The 24,485-nt window shown below is 70.5% G+C and carries 18 protein-coding genes; 15 read left to right on the top strand and 3 right to left on the bottom strand.

Annotation, left to right across the window (positions count from 1 at the left end; translation table 11 throughout):
• Positions 1–493 precede the first annotated feature (493 nt).
• Positions 494–1,282, top strand: a complete 789-nt coding sequence (locus AB0J55_RS34700) for an alpha/beta fold hydrolase (RefSeq protein ID WP_364258350.1) — start codon at positions 494–496, stop codon at positions 1,280–1,282.
• Complete coding sequence (locus AB0J55_RS34695) at positions 1,279–2,037, top strand: SDR family oxidoreductase (RefSeq protein WP_364258347.1); 759 nt, start codon at positions 1,279–1,281, stop codon at positions 2,035–2,037. Before AB0J55_RS34700 ends, AB0J55_RS34695 begins: the two co-directional genes overlap by 4 nt.
• Here the strand turns inward: AB0J55_RS34695 and AB0J55_RS34690 are convergent.
• Positions 2,022–3,563, bottom strand: a complete 1,542-nt coding sequence (locus AB0J55_RS34690) for a transposase (protein WP_364258380.1) — start codon at positions 3,561–3,563, stop codon at positions 2,022–2,024. The genes AB0J55_RS34695 and AB0J55_RS34690 overlap by 16 nt on opposite strands.
• Positions 3,564–3,716: 153 nt before the next feature.
• Between AB0J55_RS34690 and AB0J55_RS34685 the strand changes: the two genes are divergently transcribed.
• From AB0J55_RS34685 to AB0J55_RS34665, 5 genes are all read left to right on the top strand, one after another.
• Entirely contained in the window at positions 3,717–6,314 is a 2,598-nt protein-coding gene (locus tag AB0J55_RS34685; RefSeq protein ID WP_364258344.1) for a bifunctional FO biosynthesis protein CofGH, read from the top strand.
• A 45-nt stretch (positions 6,315–6,359) separates the two neighbouring features.
• Positions 6,360–6,890: a DUF4232 domain-containing protein gene (locus AB0J55_RS34680; RefSeq protein ID WP_364258341.1), complete on the top strand. Its 531-nt coding sequence runs from the start codon at positions 6,360–6,362 to the stop codon at positions 6,888–6,890.
• Positions 6,891–6,980: 90 nt separating this feature from the next.
• Complete coding sequence (locus tag AB0J55_RS34675; RefSeq protein ID WP_364258338.1) at positions 6,981–7,835, top strand: arpA protein; 855 nt, start codon at positions 6,981–6,983, stop codon at positions 7,833–7,835.
• A gap of 18 nt (positions 7,836–7,853) precedes the next feature.
• Positions 7,854–8,663: a class I SAM-dependent methyltransferase gene (locus AB0J55_RS34670; RefSeq protein WP_364258335.1), complete on the top strand. Its 810-nt coding sequence runs from the start codon at positions 7,854–7,856 to the stop codon at positions 8,661–8,663.
• On the top strand, positions 8,660–10,399 hold the full coding sequence (locus tag AB0J55_RS34665) for a choline/carnitine O-acyltransferase (protein WP_364258333.1): 1,740 nt from the start codon (positions 8,660–8,662) through the stop codon (positions 10,397–10,399). The genes AB0J55_RS34670 and AB0J55_RS34665 overlap by 4 nt, the downstream gene beginning before the upstream one ends.
• Here the strand turns inward: AB0J55_RS34665 and AB0J55_RS34660 are convergent.
• On the bottom strand, positions 10,385–11,308 hold the full coding sequence (locus AB0J55_RS34660; protein WP_364258330.1) for an alpha/beta hydrolase: 924 nt from the start codon (positions 11,306–11,308) through the stop codon (positions 10,385–10,387). The two genes, AB0J55_RS34665 and AB0J55_RS34660, sit on opposite strands and share 15 nt — an antisense overlap.
• Positions 11,305–12,087 carry a methyltransferase domain-containing protein gene (locus AB0J55_RS34655; RefSeq protein WP_364258327.1) on the bottom strand — a complete coding sequence of 261 codons (783 nt, stop codon included), beginning with the start codon at positions 12,085–12,087 and terminating at the stop codon, positions 11,305–11,307. The genes AB0J55_RS34660 and AB0J55_RS34655 overlap by 4 nt, the downstream gene beginning before the upstream one ends.
• 198 nt (positions 12,088–12,285) lie before the next feature.
• Between AB0J55_RS34655 and AB0J55_RS34650 the strand changes: the two genes are divergently transcribed.
• The 8 genes from AB0J55_RS34650 to AB0J55_RS34615 all read left to right on the top strand — a co-directional run bounded on the left by AB0J55_RS34650 (position 12,286) and on the right by AB0J55_RS34615 (position 24,483).
• Positions 12,286–14,523 carry a discoidin domain-containing protein gene (locus AB0J55_RS34650; RefSeq protein WP_364258324.1) on the top strand — a complete coding sequence of 746 codons (2,238 nt, stop codon included), beginning with the start codon at positions 12,286–12,288 and terminating at the stop codon, positions 14,521–14,523.
• 6 nt (positions 14,524–14,529) lie between these two features.
• Positions 14,530–16,710, top strand: a complete 2,181-nt coding sequence (locus tag AB0J55_RS34645) for a discoidin domain-containing protein (RefSeq protein ID WP_364258321.1) — start codon at positions 14,530–14,532, stop codon at positions 16,708–16,710.
• A gap of 100 nt (positions 16,711–16,810) precedes the next feature.
• The gene (locus AB0J55_RS34640) at positions 16,811–17,485 is read left to right on the top strand and encodes a response regulator transcription factor (protein ID WP_364258318.1); all 675 of its coding nucleotides are present in this window, start codon (positions 16,811–16,813) and stop codon (positions 17,483–17,485) included.
• Positions 17,482–18,903: a HAMP domain-containing sensor histidine kinase gene (locus AB0J55_RS34635; protein ID WP_364258315.1), complete on the top strand. Its 1,422-nt coding sequence runs from the start codon at positions 17,482–17,484 to the stop codon at positions 18,901–18,903. The genes AB0J55_RS34640 and AB0J55_RS34635 overlap by 4 nt, the downstream gene beginning before the upstream one ends.
• Before the next feature lie 1,116 nt (positions 18,904–20,019).
• Positions 20,020–21,027 (top strand): LacI family DNA-binding transcriptional regulator, encoded by a 1,008-nt coding sequence (locus AB0J55_RS34630; RefSeq protein ID WP_003067060.1) that lies wholly within the window; start codon positions 20,020–20,022, stop codon positions 21,025–21,027.
• Between the two features lie 270 nt (positions 21,028–21,297).
• A complete protein-coding gene (locus tag AB0J55_RS34625) occupies positions 21,298–22,674 on the top strand; it encodes an extracellular solute-binding protein (protein WP_364258311.1) in 1,377 nt (458 codons plus the stop codon).
• Positions 22,652–23,617: a sugar ABC transporter permease gene (locus AB0J55_RS34620; protein ID WP_364258308.1), complete on the top strand. Its 966-nt coding sequence runs from the start codon at positions 22,652–22,654 to the stop codon at positions 23,615–23,617. The genes AB0J55_RS34625 and AB0J55_RS34620 overlap by 23 nt, the downstream gene beginning before the upstream one ends.
• Positions 23,614–24,483: a carbohydrate ABC transporter permease gene (locus tag AB0J55_RS34615; protein ID WP_364258305.1), complete on the top strand. Its 870-nt coding sequence runs from the start codon at positions 23,614–23,616 to the stop codon at positions 24,481–24,483. Before AB0J55_RS34620 ends, AB0J55_RS34615 begins: the two co-directional genes overlap by 4 nt.
• The last annotated feature ends 2 nt before the right edge of the window (positions 24,484–24,485 follow it).

The following is a 24,485-nucleotide window of genomic DNA, read 5'->3' as shown; positions in this document are numbered from 1 at the left end:
AGCGTTCGTCCTGAGCCAGGATCAAACTCTCCAACAATGTCTTCGAATTCAATCGAGGCAATTTCTTGCATCTCAAAGGAAACCCCGACGAGGGGTTTCATATAAGCTCTACTGGCTTAGTTCACTAGCACACTGTTGAGTTCTCAAGCAACACACCCCGAACAACACCGTACCGTAGCGGTCCAGCATCACCCGAAGCGGGTTATTCCTAGCAGTTTTTGGTGGGACACCCACTCAATCGCTATCCGCGAGAGCTTGGTTCGTGTCTCCGTGTCGGCCGGGTTTCCCTGGCGACGAAGAGAACATTACACGCCCGAAAACGGCCCGGAACAGGGGGGTCGGTTAACAAGATCAGCGCAGGTCAGACCCCATGACGAAGCCCGTCCGGGGCCCAGTCTGCCCCGAACCGGCCCCGAGCGCCACCGAAAGAACATTGCTCCGACTACATTGCACCGTATTGCTCCGCCGCAAAGCTCCGCCTAGCGTCGGCGGCATGAACCTCGCCCACGACGACCTCGGCCCGGAGAACGGGCGCCCGGTCCTCCTGGTCCACGGCCACCCCTTCGACCGCTCGATGTGGCAACCCCAGGCCGAGCACCTGGCGGCCAACGGCTACCGGGTCATCACCCCCGACCTCCGCGGCTACGGCGCCTCCCCCACCCAGGACACGAAGACCGGTCTCGACGTCTTCGCGGGAGACCTCGTCGACCTCGCCGATCACCTCGAGCTGGACCGGTTCGTCCTCGGCGGCCTCTCCATGGGCGGCCAGATCGTCATGCAACTGGTGAGGGACCACCCCGGCCGCGTCCAGGCCCTCGTGCTCGCCGACACCTTCGCGAGCCTCGACACCCCGCAGGCCAAGCAGGCCCGCTACGACACCGCGGACCGCATCACCGAAGAGGGCATGGAGCGCTACGCCGAGGAGCTCCTCCCCAAGATGATCTCGAAGCAGACCCGCGCGACCAGGCCGGACGTCGAGGCGCACGTCCGCCGGATGATGCGCAACGCCCCCAGCGAGGGAGCCGCCGCCGCGCTGAGGGGACGCGCCGAGCGCCCCGACTACACGAACAGCCTGCACAAGATCGACATCCCCACCCTGGTCGTAGTGGGCAGTGAGGACGAGTTCACCCCGGTCAGCGATGCCGAGCTCATCCATCGGGAAATCCGGACTTCGACCCTGGTGGTGCTCGAGGGCGCCGGCCACCTGCCTAACCTGGAACGCGAGACCGAGTTCAACGAGGCACTCAGCACCTTCCTGAACGACAGCGGAGCGACGCCATGACCCAGCAGACCGTGTTCGTGACCGGCGCGAGCGCCGGCTTCGGTGACGCCATCGCACGCCGGTTCGTCGCCGAGGGCGCCCGGGTGATCGCCGTCGCCCGCAGCGCGGACAAGCTCGAGAAGCTGGCCGGCGAGCTCGGCGACGCCGTCCTGCCGGTGCAGCTCGACGTCAGCGACCCCGAAGCGGTCAAGACCACCGTCGAAGGCCTCCCGCAGAGCTGGCGAGAGGTGGACGTCCTGGTCAACAACGCCGGCCTCGCCAAGGGCCTCGAGCCCGCGCACAAGGCCGACCTGCAGGACTGGGACGAGATGATCGCGACCAACGTCCGCGGCCTCGCGCACGTCACCCGCGCCCTCCTCCCGGGCATGGTCGAGCGCGCCCGCGGGCACGTGATCAACATCGGCTCGATCGCCGGCACCTACCCCTACCCCGGCGGCAACGTCTACGGCGCGACCAAGGCGTTCGTCCACCAGTTCAGCCTCAACCTGCGCAGCGACCTGCACGGCACCGGCGTCCGCGTCACCAACGTCGAGCCCGGCATGGTCGGCGGCACGGACTTCTCGAAGGTCCGCTTCGACGGCGATCAGGCCAAGGCCGACAAGGTCTACGAAGGCACCACGCCGCTGACCGCCGACGACGTGGCCGAGTCCGTCTTCTGGGCCGCGAGCCAGCCGAAGCACGTGAACATCAACGTCATCGAGCTGATGCCGGTGGTCCAGAGCTTCTCGGCGCTGCAGATCTACCGCGAGAGCTGAAACAGGCCGGCCAACGCCTGCTGATCCGGTTCGAGCGAGGTCAGCAGGCGTTTCGTCCGCGGCCGCCCGCCGGTCGACGGGTAGCGCAGCACCAGCTCGCCGATGCCCGCGAGCTGGTCCAGCAGCTCCCGCACCGACAGGTTCATCCCCGCCCGGTCGGCCTCGCGCCGCATCAGGTGGGTCACCGTCGCGGCCAGCACCGAGACCAGGCCGTGCGCGGCGATCCGCTGCCGCGTCCACTCCCAGCGCGGGGTCGGGCCGGTGACCGCGGGGCCGGTCAGCCAGCGGAACGTCGATTCGAGGTGGGTGCGGGCCCGGTAGGCGGTGACGACCTCGGCGACCGGCCAGTCCCGGTCCGTCACCAGGACCTGCTTGCCGAAGAACTCCTCGTCCAGCCGGGCCAGCGCCGCGGCGTCGATCCGCCGTTCCACCCGGATCTCGCCGGGCCGGTTCCCGCTCAGCACGGCGGTGAGCACGCGCTCGATGCGCCGGCCGCGCGTCACCCGGCCGATCTCGGCGTGGACCTGGGCCCGGTCGCCGCGGTGGGTGCCCGCGGCCAGTGCCTCCGCGAGGCCGTCGAGCTCGCGGGTCGCGGTGGCCAGCTCGTCGGCGAACGCCCGGGACTGCGCCGCGTGCAGCGTCGCCGAGTGGGTCAGGATCACCCGGCGCCGGACGCCGTCGACGACCGCGTGCGTGTCCAGCGCCGTCAGCCCGGCGAACCGCTCGGGGTCGACGCGCCGGCGGGCCGACGCGGGCTGGGTCAGCAGCTCCGGGTGGTCGGTCAGCGGCAGGGATCCGACGAACCCGCTGCGTGAGCCCAGGTCGAGCTGGGCGGCCTGGCCGGAGTGGAAGACGAGCGTCGCCGGCCCCAGCTCCGATGTCAGCGAAGCGAACGTCGGCGCGGTGCCGTCGTCACGCCGGTACAGCCTTGACGCCAGCGGGATGGCGCCGTCGCGGGTCACCCGCAGCCCGGCCCCGGCCAGCACGCCCTGGCAGGCCGACGGGAGCGTGCAGTCCGCCGGGGCGAACGCGGCGAACTGCGGGACGTCGACGGCGAGCGCCGCGTGGTCGTCCAAAGTGGCCAGGACCGCGGCGGCGACGGTCTCCTCGATGCCCGCGATGCGTTCCGGCGTCAGCCGTTCCAGCGCCCGCCACAGGCCATCCACTGTGGACAGCCGGACCAGGTCCGCGGCCGCGCTCGTCTCCCACCACGCACCGATCGGCGTCCCGGGGGCGGTCGCGCGGTGCAGCACCGCGACGGCGAGCGTCAGCCCCAGCGGCGGCTTCGCGCGCACGACGTCGTCGACGCGGGCGACGAAGTCCAGCCGGGACAGCGTCGCCCACACCGCGGCGACGTCGCCGTAGGTCCGGTACGTCGCCGATTCGGGCTCGCCGCCCGGGACGGCGCGGGCGATCTCGTCGGCCGTGCCGAGGTAACGCTGGGTCACCACCCGCGGCTTGCCGTCCACCCGGGCGGACTCCGCCAGGTAGTAGTACGTCCGTCCGCCGATCTTCTTGCCGACCACCGATGCCACCCTTTAGGTAATACACGGCGACGCGCTGATCGACAACCCGCGGAACCCGCTGACCTGCGACGACGATCACCCCGGCCGCCGGGCCGAGCGAGGTGTCGAACACACCCTGGCTGGTCCCGCGAGGACGGTCCTAGCGTGGGCGGAATGGGACCCGAACCCGACGCCACCACCCCGACCGCCTCCGCGATGCGCCGCGCGCTCGCCCGGGCGCGTGACGGGAAGACACTCGACGTAGCCGAAGCGAGCGTCCTGCTGCACGCCCGCGGTGACGACCTCACCAAGCTGTCCGAGTACGCCTCGCGCATCCGCGACGCGGGCTTGGCCGAGGCGGGGCGCGCCGGCGTCATCACCTACAGCCGCAAGGTGTTCATCCCGCTGACCCGCCTGTGCCGCGACCGGTGCGGCTACTGCACGTTCGTCACCGTGCCCGGCCGGCTCGAGTCACCGTTCCTGTCCCCGGACGAGGTCCTCGACATCGCCCGCAAGGGTGCCGAGATGGGCTGCAAGGAGGCCCTGTTCACGCTCGGCGACCGGCCCGAGGACCGCTGGAAGGCCGCCCGCGAGTGGCTGGACGCGCACGGCTACGACGACACGCTGTCCTACGTCCGGGCGATGGCGATCCGCGTCCTGGAGGAGACCGGGCTGCTGCCGCACCTCAACCCGGGCGTGCTGACCTGGCAGGACTTCCAGCGGCTCAAGCCGGTCGCGCCGTCGATGGGCATGATGCTGGAGACCACCGCGACCCGGCTGTGGAGCGAGAAGGGCGGCCCGCACTACGGCTCGCCGGACAAGGACCCCGCAGTGCGGCTGCGGGTGCTCGAAGACGCCGGACGCAGCAGCGTCCCGTTCACCACCGGTGTCCTGATCGGGATCGGTGAGACGTTCGAGGAGCGCGCGGACGCGCTGTTCGAGATCCGCAAGGTCGCCAAGACCTACGGCGGCATCCAGGAAGTCATCGTGCAGAACTTCCGGGCCAAGCCGGACACCAAGATGCGCGCGACCCCGGACGCCGACCTCGAGGAACTCGCCGCGAACATCGCCGTCGCGCGGCTCGTGCTCGGCCCGAAGATGCGCATCCAGGCGCCGCCGAACCTGATCGGCAACCAGTACGACCTGATGATCCGGGCCGGCATCGACGACTGGGGCGGTGTCTCGCCGCTGACCCCCGACCACGTCAACCCGGAACGCGCCTGGCCGCAGATCGACGAGCTCGCCCGGCGCACCGAGAAGGCCGGCTTCGAGCTGAAGGAACGGCTGACGATCTACCCGGAGTACGTCAAGGCCGGCGAGCCGTGGCTGGACCCGCGGCTCACCCGGCACGTCGCCGCGCTCGTCGACTACGACACCGGCATGGCCCGCGAAGGCGCGATGCCGGTCGGCATCCCGTGGCAGGAGCCGGACGGCGGCTGGCAGGAGTCCGGCCGCACCGACCTGCACACCGAGATCGACACCAGCGGCCGCACCGAGGACCGCCGCAGCGACTTCGACTCGGTGTACGGGGACTGGAAGGAGATCGGCGACCGGATCAAGACCGGGCCGGCCAGGTTCGACTCGACCGTGCTGGAAGCCTTGCGCAGCGCGGAAAAGGACCCTGCCGGGCTCTCCGACGACGCCGCGCTGGCCCTGCTGTCCGCCGACGGCAAGGAACTCGACGCGTTCACCCGGATCGCCGACGACCTGCGCCGCGAGACGGTCGGCGACGACATCACCTTCGTCGTCACGCGGAACATCAACTTCACCAACGTCTGCTACACGGGTTGCCGCTTCTGCGCCTTCGCCCAGCGTCGCACCGACGCCGACGCGTACACGCTCTCGCTGGAGCAGGTCGGCGACCGCGTCGACGAGGCGTGGGCCGCGGGCGCGACCGAGATCTGCATGCAGGGCGGCATCCACCCGGACCTGCCGGGCACCGCGTACTTCGACCTCGCGGCCGAGGTCAAGCGGCGTCAGCCGGAGATCCACCTGCACTCCTACAGCCCGATGGAGGTCGTGAACGGCGCTTCGCGGACGAACCTCTCGCTTCGCGATTGGCTCATCAAGGCGAAAGAGTCCGGTGTGGACTCGCTGCCGGGCACCGCGGCGGAGATCCTCGACGACGACGTCCGCTGGGTGCTCACCAAGGGCAAGCTGCCGACGTCGGAGTGGATCAAGGTCGTGACGACCGCGCACGAAGTCGGCCTGCCGACGACGTCGACGATGATGTACGGCCACGTCGACACGCCCGCGCACTGGGTCGCGCACCTCAAGCTGCTGGCGCGGCTGCAGCGCGAAGGGCTGGAGAAGCACGGCCGCCGCGGGTTCACCGAGTTCGTGCTGCTGCCGTTCATCCACCAGAGCGCGCCGATCTACCTGGCCGGCCTCGCCCGCCCGGGCACGACGCTGCGCGAGAACCGCGCGGTGCACGCGCTGGCCCGGCTGCTGCTGCACGGCATGATCGACAACATCCAGAGCTCCTGGGTGAAGCTCGGCGAAGAAGGCAGCCGCGCGGTGCTGCAGGGCGGCGTCAACGACATCGGCGGGACGCTGATGGAGGAGACGATCAGCCGGATGGCGGGCGCCTCCAACGGGTCGTACAAGACGATCAGCGACATGCGCGCGATGGTCGAGCCGCTGGGCCGCCCGCTGGTCCAGCGCACGACGGGTTACGGACGGCCGTCGGCCGAGCGGCTCGCCGCGGCGGAGGCGTCGGACGGTGTCGCGACCGCCGTGCGCAAGCCGCTGCTGCCCCTGCTGACGCCGTGAGGTGGTAGCGGGCGCCCTCCCGGGCGCCCGCTACCCTTCCGCCGCATGGGGGTTTCTCGCTTCGCACCACTTCTCGTCGTAGCGCTTCTCGCGGGTTGCGGCACTACGCCGCCACCACCCGCTCCGACACCCGCCCCGCCGCCGAGCCCGGCGTACGGGCCGCCGCCGACGAGCGGGCTGTCCCTTTCGGTCGGTCAGGTCGAAGCCGGGCTGGGGCACCGCGCCAGCGTCCTGACCCTGACCAATCTGGACACCTTCCCGCGCAAGGTCACCGGCTACCCCGATCTGAAGATCCTCGCCGGCGACGGCACCCCGCTCGACGTCGAAGTGCTGCACGAGACGTCCTACTTCGCCCCCGATCCGGGCCCGCAGAACCTCACGCTGCAGCCGGGAGAGAAGGCGCTGTCGGTACTGGCCTGGTCGGCCACCGTCACCAGCGGCGACAAGCACAGCGGCGCGGCGATCTCGGTGGTCCCGCTCCCCGGGGAACCCGCGCAGCAGCAGCCGCTGGAGACCGACCTCGGCACCACCGACACCGTCGAGCTCAGCGCCTGGGCGAGCCGGATCGGTCACTGACGACCGTGTGTCACCGCTCACAAACCCACGGTTGACCAGCGGGCTTCTGTGCTACCTCTGTTCCCTCACCCGCCGGAAGGGAACTCGACGATGAGCACCTCCGTGGCCCCCCTGGAAATGGTCGACACCGGCCGCTACCCGCTCTCCGAACCGGACAGCCCGGCCTGGCGCGAGGTCGTCGGCCGCACCCGCGCGGAGCTCACCGACGTCGGCTGCAGCGTGCTCGCCGACTTCATCCGGCCCGAACTCCACGACGTGCTGCGGGCCGAATGCGCCGCGCTCGAACCGCACGCCTACACGAAGATCGAGCGGGTCAACGCCTACAACACCGCGGTCGACGAGCCGCTGCCCGAGGACCACCCGGGCCGCACGATCATGGAACGCGGCAACGCCTTCGTCGCGCGCGACCGCATCCCGGCGTCGTCGATCATCAGCCGGCTCTACACGAGCCCGGTGTTCCAGCGGTTCGTCGCCGACTGCTTCGGGCTGCCGGAGCTGCACGAGCTCGCCGACCCCCTGTCCGGGCTGACGCTCAACGTGATCGCGCCGGGCCGCGCGCACCCGTGGCACTTCGACACGAACACCCACACCGTCAGCATGCTGACGCAGGCCGCGGCCGGCGGCGGCACCTTCGAATACTGCCCGGGCATCCGGTCCGCGGCGGACGAGAACTTCGCCGGCGTGCGCTCGGTACTGGCCGGCGACACCCGGCTCGTCCGCCGCCTGGAGCTGCGGCCCGGTGATCTCCAGCTCTTCAAAGGACGCTTCGCGCTGCACCGGGTGAGTACCGTCGAGGGCGCGATCGCGCGGCACTCCGCGATCTTCGCCTACAGCGAGCGCCCGGGGGTCATCGGCAGCGCGGAGCGGACCAGGCAGCTGTTCGGCCGTGTCCTGCCCATCCACCTCTCCGGACATGGCGTTCGCGGCGACGAACTGCTCGACTAGGGATCAGGAGCCAGGCCCGTGCCCTTCGACTCGACCGGCAAGATCTCGTTCGACCACATCTACACCGCGCCCGACCCGCGGCCGTTCTTCGGCACCCTGCGCCGCGTGGACTACGGCATCCCCCAGCTCGCGAAGCCGTACTTCACGCAGCTGATCGCCGCGCACCCCGCCGAACGCCCGACCGTGCTCGACATCGGCTGCTCGTACGGCGTCAACGCGGCCCTGCAGCGGTGCGACGCGACGATGGACGACCTCTACGCCCACTACACCGCTCCGGACGTGCGCGCGCTGGACCACGCGGCGCTGGTCGAGGCGGACCGCAAGCGCGTCCACCCCGGCGGCCCGAAGTTCTACGGCCTGGACAGCTCGGCCCCGGCCCTCGAGTACGCGCTTTCCGCCGGCTTCCTCGACGAGGCGATCCACGCCGACCTCGAACGCGACGACCCGGACAGCACCCAGCAGAAGCTCCTCGACGACGTCGACCTCGTCATCTCGACCGGCTGCGTCGGGTACGTCACCGAGAAGACCCTCGCCCGGGTCGCGCGCGGTGCCCGGCCGTGGATGGCGCACTTCGTGCTGCGGATGTTTTCCTACGAACCGATCGCGGCGAGCCTGGCCGAGCTCGGCTACGAAACCACGAGCGTCGGCGGGGTGTTCCGGCAGCGGCAGTTCGCCTCCGCCGAGGAGCAGGCGCAGATCCTGGACACGCTGAGCGCGGCCGGTGTCGACCCCACCGGGCTGGAGTCCGGCGGGTGGCTCTACGCGCAGCTGTATGTTTCCCGTCCTGAAGGCTCGGCCCCACTCGAATTCCCCCACGAAGAAGGATGACCGTGAGCAGTCCGGAATGGTCCACCCGCACCTTCGGCAACGAGGACCGGCTCCCCCGCGTCCCGCTCCCCACGCTGGAGGCCAGCTGCCACCGGTTCCTCGAGTGGTGCGCGCCGCTGCTGACGCTGCCCGAGCAGGCGGAAACCGAAGCGGCGGTCGCGGCGTTCCTGGCGTCTCCCGGGCCGGAGCTGCAGGCCCGGCTCGAGGAGTACGACCGCTCGCCGGGCGTGCGCAGCTGGCTCGACACCTTCTGGCCGTACCGCTACCTCGGCCGCCGCGACCGGATCGCGCTCAACGCCAACTTCTTCTTCCTGTTCCAGGATTCGCCGCTGGGCCAGGTGGAGCGTGCGGCCGAGCTGACCGCGTCCGCCGTGGACTACAAGCTGCGGCTCGACGACGAGCTCGTGCCGCCGGTGCTGCTGCGCGGCACGCCGCAGTCGATGGTGCAGCACAAGTTCCTGTTCTCGGCCACGCGCATCCCGGGCGAGGTGCTCGACACCGCGCGCACGCAGTACCCGTCGCCCGAGCGGCACATCGTCGTGTTCTCCCAGGGCACGCCGTTCCGCATGGACGTCATCGCGGCGGACGGCCGCCCGTACTCGCCGGCGCAGCTGGCGGAGGGACTCCGCGCGATCCTCAAGGACGACCACGCCCTCGACGTCCTGCCCGGGCACCTCACGACGAAGGCGCGCGCGGAATGGGCGGCTTCGCGGACGGCGCTGCTCGAGGCGGGCAACGCGGCGGCGCTGGAGACGATCGAGACGGCGCTGTTCTGCCTGTGCCTGGACGACTTCCGCCCGTCGACGACGCTGGAAGCGAGCGACCAGCTGCTGTACGGCGACAACCGGTGGTACGACAAGGCAGTGTCGCTGGTCGTCTTCGAGGACGGCAGCGCGGGCATCAACGTCGAGCACTGCGAACTCGACGGCACCACGATCCTCGGCTTCACCGACGCCCTGCTGAGCGGCTCGCGGCAGCCGCGGGAGGCGGCCGACGGCGTCCCGGGCTTCGAGGCCATCGAGTTCACGCTGACCGACGCCCTCCGCGAAGACGCGCGCGCCGCCGGAGCGGCCTTCAGGGCGTACGCGGACGCGACGGCCACCCAGACGGTGTCGTTCGACTTCGGTGCCAACCGGGCGAAGGAGCTCGGGATGTCCCCGGACGCCTTCGCGCAGATGGCGTACCAGCTGGCCCACCGCCGCGCGAAGGGCCTGACGGGTGCGACGTACGAGTCGATCGCCACCCGGCAGTTCCAGAACGGCCGGACCGAGGCCATGCGGGTCGTGACGCCCGAGGTCGTGCGCTTCGCCGACGTCATGACCTCCGAGAACGCTTCTGCCGATGAGAAGCGCGAAGCCTTCCGCGCCGCGGCGGCGAAGCACGTGGCCCGCGCGAAGGAATGCCAGGCCGGGGACGCGCCGGAGCAGCACCTGTGGGAGCTGCAGCTGATCGCGAAACGCCGTGGCGAGCCCACGGACCTGCCGCTGTACTCCTCGCCGGGCTGGGTGAAGTCGCGTGATGACTACCTGAGCACCAGCTCGGCGCCGTCGGTCAACATCCAGTACTTCGGGTTCGGCTCGACCAGCCCGCAGTGCATCGGCGTCGCGTACGTGCTGCTGCCGGACCGCTGGAACATCTACCTGAGCACGCCGAAGCACGTCTCGGCGGAGATGTACCGCTTCGCCGACGAACTCGCGGTCGCGGTGCGGGAGCTGCAGGAGCTACTGGCCGAGTAGGCGGCGCAGCCAGCTCAGCCGGGCGGTCCTGGCCGCCTGGCTGACCCTCGCCGCCGGCGCCAGCGAATCGAAGCCGTGGAAGCCACCCGGCCACACGTGCAGCTCGGCGTCCCCGCCCGCCTGCCAGATCCGGCCCGCGTAGGCGATGACCTCGTCGCGGAACGTCTCGACCGCGCCGACGTCCAGGAACGTAGGCGGCAGGCCGGAAAGGTCTCCGGCGCGCGCCGGGGCCGCGTAGGCCGGGACGTCGCCGGTGCCGCGGCGGTCGCCGAGGTACGCCGTCCAGCCGATGCCGTTCGCCGTCCGGTCCCACAGTCCGTGGCCGTCGAGGTCGACGGCCGACGGGGTGTCGTTGCGGTCGTCGAGCATCGGGCAGACGAGCAGCTGGCCCGCCAGGGCCGGGCCGCCGCGGTCGCGGACCAGCAGCGTCAACGCCGCGGCCAGCCCGCCGCCCGCGCTGATCCCGCCGAGCACGACCGGGCCGGCACAGTTCTCGGCCGTCCACAGGAGACCGGCGTGGCAGTCCTCCAGCGCCGCCGGGTACGGGTGCTCGGGCGCGAGGCGGTAGCCCGGCGAGACGACGGTCAGGTTCGTCTCGCCCGCCCACGCCAGCACGTTCCGCGCGTCCTGGCCGAGGTGGCTGCCGGCGATCAGGCCGCCGCCGTGGACGTAGTACAGGACGCCCGCGCTCACCGCCGGGCGCAGGACGAGCAACGGCAGCTCCCCCACGTGCTCCTCGGTGACCCGGTGCGCCGGGTACGCGGCGGCCAGCTCGGCGACCGTCCAGGCGTCCGCGGCGTTCAGCTCCCGGCGGCCCGGGATTTCGTCGAGGCGGGACAGCGACGGGCGGAGCGCGCGCAACGCCTCGATGACCGGTGCCAGCTCGGGGTCGAACCGCGGCGGGGTCACGCCGTCGGGTCCGAGACGACGAGGACCAGTGACCCCTCGAAGGACGGCTGCTCGCGCAGTTTGCCGTAGCGGCGTTCCCACGTGCCGTCGTCGAGGTCGTGCTGGAGTTCCGCCGCGAACCGGTGGTGGACGCGGTCGTCGACGAAGCTCCACGCCGAGCACGACAGCCGCGCGCCCGGGTCGAGGAGGCGTTCGGGGCGGGCGTAGTAGGCCTCGTTGAAGCCGTCCGTGCAGTCGGCCGGGATGGGCACCGGGACGATGGAGGTGTGGCCGCCGAGCCCGTCGGCGATGTCGTCGACCGACGGGTAGCGCCGGGCTTCGGTCTCGATCACCTCGGGGGCGTAGTCGAGCAGCCAGAACCGGCGCAGCCGCTCCGGGTCGCAGGTCAGGATGGCGATCGGGCCGCGGGTGACCCGGCGCATCTCCTTGAGCCCGGCCCACAGGTCGTTCCACTGGTGGACGCTGAACGTGCTCATCGCGCCCTCGAACGCCCGGTCGCCGAACGGCAGCTTCTCCGCGACGGCGTCGACCGCCGGCGCCAGGCCCGCCGGCCGCTGCGCGCGCATCGACGCCGACGGCTCGACCGCGGTGACTTCCCGGTCCTCGGGTTCGTACGCGCCGGCACCCGCGCCGACGTTCAGGACGGTTCGCGCGTCGCCCAGCGCGTCGAGGATGTACCGCCCGATGCGGGGATCCGGCTTGCGGTAGTCGGTGTAGACCCCGCCGATGGCGCCGTAGTCGGCGTCCCCGGCGCTCCCGTCCGCACGTCGCTGGCTCATGTCAGAAAAGTAGCAGCGGAACGGGAGTGTTCGGTCGTTGCTCCGCGGGGTGTAAGCGAACGTCGGGCATCCGGCGCAGCCGTCAATTCCTGTCGCAAACTTGCGTAAGTTCGTCCGACTATTGCGATTTCTTGTCCGAGATTCGTATGATCCCCGTCACAGAGGTCCCCACCTGCTGCGGAAAGGCCAGTGCCGTCCATGTCTCCCAGCTCTGTGTTCAGTGCGCCCAAAATCGGTTTCGGGGCGTTAGCCGCCGTGCTCGCCGCCGCCGGACTCGCGATCGCCGCCGCTCCGGCGGGGAGTTCGGCGCTCGCGGCCGCCCGCGGCGCGAGCGTCCCCTTCGTCGAACAGGAAGCGGAAGCCGCCGCCACCAACGGTTCCGTCATCGGCCCGAACCGCGCCGCGGGCACGCTCGCCGGCGAAGCCTCCGGCCGGAAGGCGGTGACGCTCTCCGGCCAGGGTCAGTACGTCGAATTCACCCTCACCGCGCCGGCGAACTCGATCGACTTCCGCTACAGCGTGCCGGATTCGGTGACCGGGACGATCTCGCTGTACGTCGGCGGTGCCCACAACCGGGACGTCCCCCTGACGTCGAAGTGGGCGTGGTACTACGGCTCGTACCCGTTCACCAACAACCCGGGTGACGGGCACGCGCACCACTTCTACGACGAGACCCGCGCGCTGCTCGGCGCGTCCTACCCGGCCGGGACGAAGATCCGGCTGCAGGCCGACGCGGGCGACGTCACCCCGGTCACCGTCGACCTCGCCGACTTCGAGCAGGTCGGCCCGGCCGCCGCGCGGCCCGCGAATTCGGTGTCCGTCACCGACTACGGCGCCACCGCGGGTGACACCAGCGACGACGCGGCCGCGTTCGACTCCGCCGTGGCCGCCGCGAAGAGCCAGGGCAAGGAAGTCTGGTTCCCGTCCGGGACCTTCACCCTCGGCCACCACATCACCGTCGACCAGGTGACGATCCGCGGCGCCGGCCCCTGGTACTCGGTGCTGACCGGCCCGCGCGCCGGGATCTTCGGCAAGGGCGAACCGGCGAGCTGCGGAACGCCGACGTATCCCGGCAACCCCGCGGTGCCCGGGACGAGCAGCGCGGTGAAGCTTTACGACTTCGCGATCATCGGCCAGGTCGACGCCCGGGTCGACTGCGACCAGTCGAACGCGATCGGCGGCGCGCTGGGCGGCGGTTCGGTCGTGCAGAACCTGTGGCTGCAGCACACGAAGGTCGGGCTGTGGCTCGACGGGCCGTTCGACGGGCTCACCGTGTCCGGCAACCGGATCCTCGACCAGACCGCCGACGGCCTCAACCTGCACCAGGGCGTCAGCAACGTCACCGTGACGAACAACTTCTTGCGCAACACCGGCGACGACGGCCTGGCCATGTGGTCGGAACACGACGCCGACCACCACAACAGCTTCTCCTTCAACACCGTGCTGCTGCCGATCCTCGCCAACAACATCGCGGTCTACGGCGGGCACGACAACACCGTCTCCGACAACGTCGTGGCCGACAACCAGGACCAGGGCGGCGGCCTGCACATCGCGAACCGGTTCAGCGCGGTGCCGTTGTCGGGCACCACGACGGTCGCGCGCAACACCGCGATCCGCACCGGCGTGCTCGACTCGAACTGGCAGTTCGGCGTCGGCGCGCTGTGGTTCGACGGCCGCGACTCGGCCATCACCGGCCGGATCGACGTCACGGACAACGACCTGGTGGACAACAACTACGAGGCCATCCAGTTCATCGACAGCGCCACCACGGACGTGCACTTCGACGGCGTCCGGATCACCGGCGCCGGCACGTTCGCCTGGCAGATCCAGGCGAAGCCGGCCGGTTCGGTGAAGAACGTCGTCGCGACCGGGGTCGGCCGGGCGGGCGTCTACAACTGCATGGGGCCGGACGCGATGAGCGGGCTGGCCGACCAGGGCGGCAACTCCGGCTGGACGACGACGTACTGCGGTTCGTGGCCGACACCGGTCTACGGCTCCGACAACGGCGGCACGACCACGACTCCGCCGACCACCACGCCGACCCAGCCGGGCGGGAACCTGGCGCTGCACAAGAGCGTCAGCGCCTCCGGCTCGCAGGGCGGATACCCGGCGGCCAACGCCGTCGACGGGGACGCGAACTCCTACTGGGAAAGCTCCAACAACGCGTTCCCGCAATCGTTCACCGTCGACTTCGGCAGCACGGTGACCGTCTCGCGGCTGGTGCTGAAGCTGCCGCCGTCGTGGGGCACGCGGACCCAGACGATCTCGGTGGACGGCGTCAAGGCCGCGGCCGCCTACACGTTCAACCCCGCGTCCGGCAACACGGCGACGGTGACCTTCCCGGCGACGTCGGTGCGCACCCTGCGGCTCACCTTCACCGGCAACACCGGCTGGCCCGCCGGGCAGCTGTCCGAACTCGAAGCCTATTCGTCCTGAGAGGTGATGACGATGTCCCGCATTCCGGCTCTCCTCGCCGCCGCGCTCGCCGCGTCCGGTCTGACCGTGCTGTCCGGCGGCACCCCCGCCGCGGCGGCCACCTGCCCCACCACGGCGTCCGGCGGCGCGAGCGTGCCGTTCCGGACGGTCGAGGCCGAGTGCTCGGCGACCAACGGCTCGGCCGTCGGCCCCGACTACACCCAGGCTTCGATCGCCTCGGAAGCCTCCGGACGCCAGGCCGTGCGCATCACGACCGGCCAGTACGTCGAGTTCACGCTGCCCGCCGCAGCCAACTCTATCAACGTCCACTACAACCTGCCCGACGGCTCGTCGGGCCGCCTCACGGTGTCCGTCAACGGGACCAAGCTGGCCCTGCCCGTCACGTCGCGCTATTCCTATGTGGACACCAGCTGGATCCCGGGTGCCAAGACGCACCACTTCTTCGACGACGCCCGGCTCCTGCTCGGGCAGAACCTGGCCGCGGGCGCGAAGGTGCGCGTCCAGGCCGACTCCGGTGACGTCGGCCAGGCGACCATCGACCTCGCCGACTTCGAGCAGGTCGGCGGCGCGGGCACGAAACCGGCGAACGCGCTGTCGGTGACCGACTACGGCGCCACGGCGAACGACTCGTCGGACGATTCGCAAGCGTTCCGCAACGCGCTTTCCGCGGCTCGTGCACAGGGCCGGGAGGTGTGGGTGCCGTCCGGGCGGTTCGAAATCGGCTCGGCGCTGCAGATCGACCAGACGACCGTCCGCGGCGCGGGGCAGTGGTACACCGTGCTGCACGGCAACAACATCTTCAACAACGGCAGCGCGTCCGGGAACATCAAGCTGTACGACTTCGCCGTCTTCGGTGATGTGACCGAACGCAACGACGGCAGCCCGGACAACGCGTTCCACGGCGTCCTGGGCAACGGCTCGGTCGTGTCCGGCCTGTGGATCCAGGACACGAAGTGCGGGCTGTGGCTGATGAACGGCGCCTCGTCGAACCTCACCATCGAGAACAACCGCATCCTCGACACGCAGGCCGACGGCGTCAACTTCGACGGCGCCGTCACGAATTCGACGCTGCGCAACAACTTCCTGCGCAACAACGGCGACGACGGGCTGGCCCTGTGGTCCAACGGCCAGGCCGACTCCGGCAACACCATCACCGGCAACACGGTCGTGCAGCCGAACCTCGCCAACGGCATCGCGCTGTACGGCGGCTCCAACAACACCGTGAGCGGCAACCTCGTCCAGGACACCAACGCCCTCGGCGGCGGCTACCTGGTGGCGAACCGGTTCAACTCGGTGCCGCTGTCCGGCACGGTGACGCTGTCGAACAACACCGCGCTGCGGGCCGGGGCGCTCGACCCGAACTGGCAGTTCGGCGTCGGCGCGCTGTGGTTCGACGCGCGCGACCAGGCGATCACCGGCGTGACCATCCGCGTCACCGGGTTCACCGCGATCCAGAGCCCGTACGAGGCCATCCAGTTCATCGACGGCAACGGCGCGGGCAAGCCGATCCAGGGCATCACGATCGACGGCGTTTCGGTGCAGGGCGTCGGCACGTTCGTGGCGCAGTCGCAGACGCAGGGGTCGGTGTCGATCAGCAACCTGACGGCGTCCGGCGTCGGCGTGACCGGGACGTACAACTGCCCCTACCCGACGTCGATCCCGCGGATGACGTTCACCGGCTCCGGCAACAACGGCTGGACCGGCACCTGGGGCGACTGCTCGACCTGGCCCGCGCCGAACTCGGGCCCGCCGCAGCCGCCGCAGCCCGGCACCAACCTCGCCCGGGGCAAAGCGATCACCGCGTCCGGATCCCAGGGCGGCTTCCCGCCGTCGAACGCGAACGACGGCGACGCGAACTCCTACTGGGAGAGTACGAACAACGCCTTCCCGCAGACGCTGACGGTGGACCTCGGCGCGGCGGCGTCGATCAACAAGGTCACGCTGAAACTTCCGCCGTCCTCGGCCTGGGGCGCCCGCACCCAGACGGTGACGATCTCCGCCAGCACCGACGGCGGCTCGTACACCACGCTCGTGGGTTCGCGCGGCTACACGTTCGACCCGGCGTCCGGCAACACGGCGTCGGTGTCCTTCACGGCGACGTCGCAGCGGTTCGTGCGGCTGACGTTCACCGGCAACACCGGCTGGCCCGCCGGCCAGGTGTCGGAGTTCGAGGTGGCCGCGGCTTGATGTGACGAAACGGCACGGCGGCTCGACGGTTCCGCACGGAAACCCTCGGGCCGCCGTGTGCTGCATTAGCATCGCCGGGAGATCATCCCGGGGAGGACCAGTGCCGCGTCTGCTGCTCGTCGAGGACGACGAACCGCTGGCCGAGGCGCTTTCGCTGGCGCTGGGCGCGCTGGGCCACGACGTCGTCCACGCCCCCACCGGCGAGCACGCGCTGAGCGCGCTGGGCGACGCCGAGTTCGTCCTCCTCGACGTCATGCTGCCCGGCATCGACGGCTTCGAGGTCTGCCGCCGCATCCGCGCCCGCAGCCGGCTGCCGATCGTGCTGCTGACCGCGCGCGGCGACCCGATCGACGTCGTCGCCGGGCTCGAATGCGGCGCCGACGACTACGTGGTGAAACCGGCGGAACCGCGGGTGCTCGACGCGCGGATCAAGGCGATCGGCCGCCGGGCGCGGCCGGCCGTGCCGGAGGCCGGGCTGCTGCGCGTGGGCGGCCTGGAGGTCGACGCCGCCGCGATGAGCGTGACCCGCGACGGCGAGGAGCTCGCCCTGACCGCCACCGAAATCCGGCTGCTCGTCGAGTTCGCCGAGCACCCGAACCAGGTGCTGAGCCGTCAGGTGCTGCTCAAGCGCGTCTGGGACTACGGCTATGTCGGCGACTCGCGGATCGTCGACGCGGCGGTCGCCCGGCTGCGGGCGAAGGTGGAGGACGACCCGGCGAACCCGGTGCTGCTGCGGACGGTCCGCGGCCTCGGCTACCGGCTCGTGACGAAGTGAAGCTCCCGGCCGTCAGCCTGCGGACGCGGATCGTGGCGGCCATCGTCGCGGTGACCACCACCGCGACCGCGGTCATGGCGTACTCCGCCTACCAGGTGCAGGCGAACGAGGCCGTGGGCCGGTTCGCCTGGTCGGCGGTGCGCAACGCGGCCGCCGACCGGAAGGTCTTCCTGGAGTTCGCGCCGCCGGAGCCCGCGGGCTGGCTCGGCGGCATCCCCGATCGGCTCGGCCCCGAACCGGACTGGGCGCTGGTGTTCGACCGGCCTGGCGGTGGGCTCGAAGCCGCGCGGGGCGCCACCGGGTACGAAGGGCTCATCCCGGTTCCGGACAAGCTCACGATGCTGGGAGCCGCGCGGGACGAGCTGTTCCCGCCCGGCAAGGGGCCCGAGCAGCTGACGTCGACCTACACGAGCGTGCCGGGGACCGGCCGGAAGGTGTTCGTGGTCAACGCGAACCTGCCGAAGGACGGCTACCACCTCGTCGAGTTCTTCGACTTCAGCCGGTTCGACGCCGACCTGACCGCGCTGCGCTGGAAGCTCGTCCGCATCGCGCTGGGGGTGAGCGTGCTCGGCCTCGGCGTCGCGCTCCTGATCGGGCGCCGGATCCGCCGTCCGATCAAGGCGCTGTCCGCGGCGGCCGACGAACTGGGCGCCGGCGCACTGGACACGCGGGTGCCGGTCAAGGGCCGGGACGAGGTGGCCGCGCTCGCCGCGTCGTTCAACGCGATGGCCGCGCGGCTCGGCGCGTCCATCGACGAACTGCACGCGAAGGACCGCCAGCAGCGGCGGTTCGCCGCCGACGTCGCCCACGACCTGCGGACGCCGCTCGCCTCGATGGTCGCCACCGTCGACACCCTCGACCACGCCGAGCCCGCCACCCGCACCCGCGCCGCCGAGATCCTCGGCACGCAGGTGCGGCGGCTGGCGAAGCTCGTCGAAGACCTCCTCGAGATCGCCCGGTTCGACGCCGGGAAGGCCGACCTGCGGGTGGCGCCGGTCGACCTCGCGGACTTGGCCGCCGACACCGCCGACGGCACCGGCGTCGAGGCCGCCGTGACGGTGGCCGGGGACGTCACCGTCGTCGCCGACCCGCGGCGGGTGCACACCGTGGTGGCGAACCTGCTGAGCAACGCCGTCCGGCACGGCGCCCCGCCGGTCACGATCGCCCTCGACGGCACCGGCGACGACGTCGTCCTGCGCGTCGCCGACTCCGGCCCGGGGGTCCCGGAAGACCTGCTGCCGATCCTGTTCGACCGGTTCACCCGCGGCGACCACGCGCGTCAGGCGACCGAGGGCAGCGGGCTGGGCCTGGCGATCGCGCGGGAGAACGTGCTGGCGCACGGCGGCTCGCTCTCGGTGCACAACGACGGCGGGGCCGTGTTCACCGTGCGGCTTCCCCGCGGCGCCGGGGACGCCTGAGCGGCGATCAGCTCGCGCGGGCGCTGCGCGTCGAAGTACGGCAGTGGCAGCTGAGCCAGCAGCGCCGCGGCGACGAGCAGCGGCAGCGGGCGCAGGGCCGGGCTCAGCCACAGCACCACGGCGAAGTTGGTGACCAACAGGAATCCCCAGCGCGCCCAGTCCCAGCCGGCGAAGGCGAGCAGCGCCGGCGCCGCGACCGCCGCGACGGCGAGTGCGTCGAGGCGTTGCAGCACCGCGCCGAACACGACCACGGCGAAGACCGGGGCCAGGCCCAGCAGGACGCCGGTGATCGAATACAGCTGCCAGCTCTGGCTCTGGGTGCGTTCGAACAGGGCCAGCGCGTCGGCTCGCGGGGTGAAGTCCGCGGTCGCCAGCGCGGTTCCGAGCCGCTCGACCGCGCCCGCGCTCGACGCCGGGAGCGCGAGCACGGCGAGCTCCGCCGCGACCGGTGCCGCGAGCAGCATCGCCGTGCTCCGCGGCGAGGACCGCCGCAGCAGCACGATCGCGAAGACGGGGAGGACGGTGAGCGCCGCGATCTCGTGGGTGAACACCGCGGCCGTCATCAATCCCGACGCCACCGCCGGGCGGCGCGGCAGCTGCCACAGGGCGGCGAACAGGAGCAGATAGAGGACCTGGTCGAGGTAGCCGGCCTCGTGGAAGAGGAAACCGCCCGTGGGCAGCAGCAGCCAGCCGGTGACCAGCAGCTTCCGGCCCGGCTGCCGGGCGCGGACGAACGCTGTGGTCAGCACCGCCAGCACCGCGGCGAGGACGGCGAACGCGGCGGCCGCGAACACCCAGTACGCGTAACCGGTCGCGAGGGCGAGCGGGTGGAGCAGGGTGCCGACGAGGAACCGGCGGTGGAAGCCGTCGGTCAGCGAGACGGTTTCGAGCGTCACGGCCCAGTCACCCGGCAGGCGGAACCCGCGGTAGGCGGCGAGGAGGAGGGCCGCCGCGAAGAGCGCGTTGAGCCCGCGGGACGTGGTGGTGCGGTCGAGGGTGCTGGTCACGCCCGTCAAGCTAGGAACGGGATGTGCGCGTTCGGTGACCGTTGCTCAGCGGTTCCGCTCCGGTTCCGTACGTCGTGCTTTTGCGCTTGCTTGCTGTAAAGTTTCAGCCATGACGCGTCGCCTTGCCGAAGTTGCCCGTCAGGTCGGGGTCAGTGAAGCCACGGTCAGCCGGGTGCTCAACGGGCGGTCCGGGGTTTCCGCCAGTACCCGGGCCGCCGTGCTCACCGCGCTGGACGTGATGGGGTACGAGCGGCCGACGCAGCTGCGGGGCGAGCGGGCTCGGCTGGTCGGGCTGGTGCTGCCGGAGCTGCAGAACCCGATCTTTCCGGCGTTGGCCGAGATCATGGGGAACGCGCTCGCTCAGCAGGGGTTCACGCCGGTGCTCTGCACGCGGACCGCGGGCGGGGTGTCGGAGGCGGAGTACGTCGAGCTGCTGCTGCAGCAGCAGGTTTCGGGGGTGGTGTTCGCCGGCGGGCTGTACGCGCAGGCGGACGCGGTCCATTCGCACTACCACCATCTCGTCGAGCGGCGGTTGCCGACGGTGCTGATCAACGCGGCGGTCGACCACCTCGGGCTGCCCCAGGTGTCGTGCGACGACGCGGTGGCCGTCGAGCAGGTGGTGGGACACCTGAGCTCGCTGGGGCACGAGAAGATCGGGCTTGTTCTGGGGCCGTCGGATCACGTGCCGTCGCAGCGCAAGCTCGAGGCGTTCCGGTCGTACGCGGCGAAGCTCGGCCTGCCGGTGCTGGACGAGCTCGTCGAGCACGGGATGTTCTCGATCGAGGGCGGCCACGCGGCGGCGGCCCGGTTGTACCCGCGAGGGGCGACGGCGGTGCTGTGCGCGAGTGACCTGCTCGCGCTGGGTGCGGTGCGGGCGGCGCGAAGGCAGGGGCTGTCGGTGCCGGAGGACATCTCGGTGGTCGGCTACGACGACTCGGCGTTGATGAACTGCACCGATCCGCCGTTGACGACGACCCGGCAGCCGATCGAGGCGATGGGGCGGGCGGTGGTGGAGTTGCTGGTCAAGCGGATCAATGGGGGTGAGGTGGCGGCCGAGGAGCTGCTGTTCGCCCCGGAACTGGTGGTCCGCGGGTCGACCGCCCGCCGCACCGCCTGACCCCGCGAACCGGCAAGCGCGACGGCTCCCGAGCCGTCGCGCTTTTTCGCGCGCCCAGAACGCCGGCTCGCCCGTGCACCGACCCTCCAAGTACGCGAACCGACCCTCCAGGTACGCGAGCTGACCCTTCGAGGACGTGAGCTGGCCGTTGCGGTTACAGCCTGTTCGTAACTTGCAGATTCTCGTCGGCTTATTGCGCTGATCTGGTCCGGCACTTTATGGTGACCGCAATCACGTGACAGCCGTCGCGACCCCGAGAAGAGGCTTGAGATGAGCAGTCCCTGGTCCAGAACCGCCGCTCGCCGGACGCTGTGCCTGCTGGCCGCAGGCGGCCTCGCCCTGACCGTCGCCGCCTGCGGTGACGGGGATACCGCCACCCCGGCCGGCGGCAAGGTGAAGATCACCGTTACCGGGCAGCCGCCGACCAGTCAGCCGTTCGAGCGCAGCGTCTTCGATGCCGATGTCAAGGAGTTCGAGGCTTCCCACCCGAACGTCGACATCGAGCCGCACGAAGGGTTCATGGATCCGAAGACCTTCTCCGCGAAACTCGCCGGGGGGCAGCTCGAAGACGTCTACTACGTCTACTTCACCGATCCGGCTCAGATCATCGCGCGGCACCAGGCCGCCGACATCACCGAAGCCGCGAAGAGCGTGCCGCACGTCAACGACATCAAGCCGGAGCTCCTCGACAACTTCCGTGATGCGAACGGCAAGCTCTACGGCCTGCCCACCATGAACTACACCATGGGACTGCTCTACAGCCGCCCGCTGTTCCAGAAGGCCGGGCTCGATCCCGACAAGCCGCCGCAGACCTGGGACGAAGTCCGCGAAGCCGCGAAGAAGATCTCCGCGCTGGGCAACGGTGTCGTCGGGTATGCCGACTACAGCAAGAACAACCAGGGCGGCTGGCACCTCACCGGGTGGCTGTACTCCATGGGCGGGGACATCGCCCGCAAGGACGGCGACAAGTGGGTTGCCGACTTCGCCAACGAGAAGGGCAAGCAGGCCCTGCAGTACCTGCACGACATGCGCTGGACCGACAACTCCATGGGCGCCAAGCAGCTCCTCGAAGCCCAGGACGTCCAGCGGATGATGGGCGCCGGCCAGCTCGGCATGTACATGGCCGCCCCGGACAACGTTCCCGTGCTCGTCAAGCAGTTCAACGGCAAGTACGAGGACTACGGCATCGCCGGCATGCCCGGCGGGCAGGGCACCCTGCTCGGCGGTGAGGGGTACATGATCAACCCGAAGGCCTCCCCGGAGAAGGTCAAGGCCGGCCTCGAGTGGATCCAGTGGAAGTACCTCAACCCCGACCGCTTCGAGAAGCACATCCAGCAGTACGTCGACGGCAAGCAGCCGGTCGGGCTGCCCGCCGAGCCGACGCCGGACGTCTGGACCGGTGCCGTCCGCGAACAGCAGCTGGCGCTGAAGGCCAAGTACGCCAACGTGCCCGCGAAGAACTTTCAGTCCTATGTGGATACCACCAGCCGGATCAAGGGCAGCATCGAGCCGCCGAACGCGCAGCAGATCTACGCCGCGCTCGACAGTGTCATGCAGGCTGTCCTGACCGACCAGAACGCCAACCTCGACCAGCAGCTGTCCTCCGCCGCGTCGAAGGTCAACAGTGTCCTCGCCCAGGTCAAGTAGCCTGCTCGCCTGGCCCGCGGCGAAACCGTCGCGGGCCGGGCGCCCGGCCGCCACCCGGGCGGGCACCAGGGCCCGCCGCAAGCTCAAGGAGAACCTCACCGCGTACGGCCTCCTCTGCGCCGCGCTCGTGGTGTTCGCCCTCTTCTCCTGGTACCCGATCGTGCGCGGTGTCCTGCTGAGCTTCCAGCAGGTCGACTTCGTCAACGCGCCGACGTGGGTCGGGTTCGGCAACTTCACGAAGCTGTTCGACGACCCGCTCTTCGGCGTCGCCTGGCGCAACACGCTGCTGTTCACCGGGCTCGCGCTGGTCTTCGGCTTCGCCGTCCCGTTCCTCACCGCCGTGCTGCTGAACGAACTGCGGCACGCCAAGGCGTTCTTCCGGCTCGCCGTCTACCTGCCGGTGATGCTGCCGCCCGTGGTCACCGCGCTGATGTGGAAGTGGTTCTACGACCCCGGCCCCGGGCTGTTCAACTCCGCGCTCGGCGCGGTCGGCCTCCCCGGCGGCCAGTGGCTGGATTCCAGCACGACGGCGATGCTGTCCCTGGTGTTCGTCTCGACGTGGGCCAACATGGGCAGCACCACGCTCATCTACCTGGCCGCGCTCGGCACCATCCCCGGCGAGCTCTACGAAGCCGCGGAGCTCGACGGCGCCGGGCTGTGGAAACGCCTGCGGCACGTGACTTTCCCGCAGACCCGGTTCGTCCTGCTGGTGCTCCTGCTGCTGCAGGTCGTCGCGACCATGCAGGTGTTCACCGAGCCGTACGTGATGACCGGCGGCGGCCCGGACGACTCCACGGTGACCGTGCTCCTGCTGCTCTACCGCTACGCCTTCGTCTACAACGACTTCGGCTCGGCGAGCGCGATGAGCCTGCTGCTGTTCGTGGCGCTCGGCGTGTTTTCGGCGTGGTACGTCCGGCTGACGCGGAAGGCGGACCAGTCATGAGAACGCTCGTCTCCCCCGGCGCGCTGCGCAGCCCGCGCGGCAAGGTCGTCTACGGCGTCGTCTTCGCCGGCACCCTCGCCGTCTTCGTCCTGGCCTTCATGTTCCCGCTCTACTGGGTCGTGACCGGCGCGATGAAGTCGCCGCAGGAACTGGCGCAGACGCCGGCGACGCTCGTCCCGCACGAGTGGCACCCGGAAACCTTCGCCGACGCCTGGGACCAGCTCAGCCTCGGCAAGTACTTCCTCAACACGCTCATCGTCGCCGGCGGCGCCTGGCTGGCGCAGCTGGCCATCGACGTCCCGGCCGCGTTCGCGCTGTCGAAGCTGCGGCCGAAGTTCGGCAACGTCGTGCTCGGCCTGATGCTGGCCACGCTGATGCTGCCGGCCACCGCGTTGCTGGTGCCGACGTACGTGACGGTGACGGACCTGCCGCTGCTGCACCTCAACCTGATCAACTCACCGGCCGCGGTCTGGCTGCCCGCGGCGGCGAACGCGTTCAACATCTACCTGCTGAAACGGTTCTTCGACCAGATCCCGGACGAGCTCATCGAAGCGGCGCGCATCGACGGCGCCGGGCCGGTGCGCACGCTCTGGCGGATCATCCTGCCGATCTCGCGGCCGATCCTGGCCGTGGTGTCGATCCTCGCGGTGGTCGCCGCGTGGAAGGACTTCATCTGGCCGCTGCTGGTGTTCCCGGACACCGAAAAGCAGACGCTCTCGGTGATGCTGCAGCGGGTGGCGATCGACATGCCGCTCAACGTGCTCGTCGCCGGGATGGTGCTGGCCAGCCTGCCGGTGGTGGCGCTGTTCCTGGCCTTCCAGCGGCAGATCCTCGCCGGGCTGACCGCCGGCAGCATCAAGGGCTGACC

This window comes from Amycolatopsis sp. NPDC049688 (assembly GCF_040674975.1).
GTDB lineage: Bacteria > Actinomycetota > Actinomycetes > Mycobacteriales > Pseudonocardiaceae > Amycolatopsis.
Note: the sequence above shows the minus strand (reverse complement) of the source record. Positions and strands in the feature narration are given on the sequence as shown.

What these genes read in the sequence shown, in the direction of transcription:
- AB0J55_RS34630 (WP_003067060.1), top strand. Translation starts at nt 20,020, where the DNA reads ATGACGCGTCGCCTTGCCGAAGTTGCCCGTCAGGTCGGGGTCAGTGAA.
- AB0J55_RS34615 (WP_364258305.1), top strand. Translation starts at nt 23,614, where the DNA reads ATGAGAACGCTCGTCTCCCCCGGCGCGCTGCGCAGCCCGCGCGGCAAG.
- AB0J55_RS34655 (WP_364258327.1), bottom strand. Translation starts at nt 12,087, where the DNA reads ATGAGCCAGCGACGTGCGGACGGGAGCGCCGGGGACGCCGACTACGGC.
- AB0J55_RS34700 (WP_364258350.1), top strand. Translation starts at nt 494, where the DNA reads ATGAACCTCGCCCACGACGACCTCGGCCCGGAGAACGGGCGCCCGGTC.
- AB0J55_RS34680 (WP_364258341.1), top strand. Translation starts at nt 6,360, where the DNA reads ATGGGGGTTTCTCGCTTCGCACCACTTCTCGTCGTAGCGCTTCTCGCG.
- AB0J55_RS34675 (WP_364258338.1), top strand. Translation starts at nt 6,981, where the DNA reads ATGAGCACCTCCGTGGCCCCCCTGGAAATGGTCGACACCGGCCGCTAC.
- AB0J55_RS34650 (WP_364258324.1), top strand. Translation starts at nt 12,286, where the DNA reads ATGTCTCCCAGCTCTGTGTTCAGTGCGCCCAAAATCGGTTTCGGGGCG.
- AB0J55_RS34625 (WP_364258311.1), top strand. Translation starts at nt 21,298, where the DNA reads ATGAGCAGTCCCTGGTCCAGAACCGCCGCTCGCCGGACGCTGTGCCTG.
- AB0J55_RS34685 (WP_364258344.1), top strand. Translation starts at nt 3,717, where the DNA reads ATGGGACCCGAACCCGACGCCACCACCCCGACCGCCTCCGCGATGCGC.
- AB0J55_RS34665 (WP_364258333.1), top strand. Translation starts at nt 8,660, where the DNA reads ATGACCGTGAGCAGTCCGGAATGGTCCACCCGCACCTTCGGCAACGAG.
- AB0J55_RS34695 (WP_364258347.1), top strand. Translation starts at nt 1,279, where the DNA reads ATGACCCAGCAGACCGTGTTCGTGACCGGCGCGAGCGCCGGCTTCGGT.
- AB0J55_RS34645 (WP_364258321.1), top strand. Translation starts at nt 14,530, where the DNA reads ATGACGATGTCCCGCATTCCGGCTCTCCTCGCCGCCGCGCTCGCCGCG.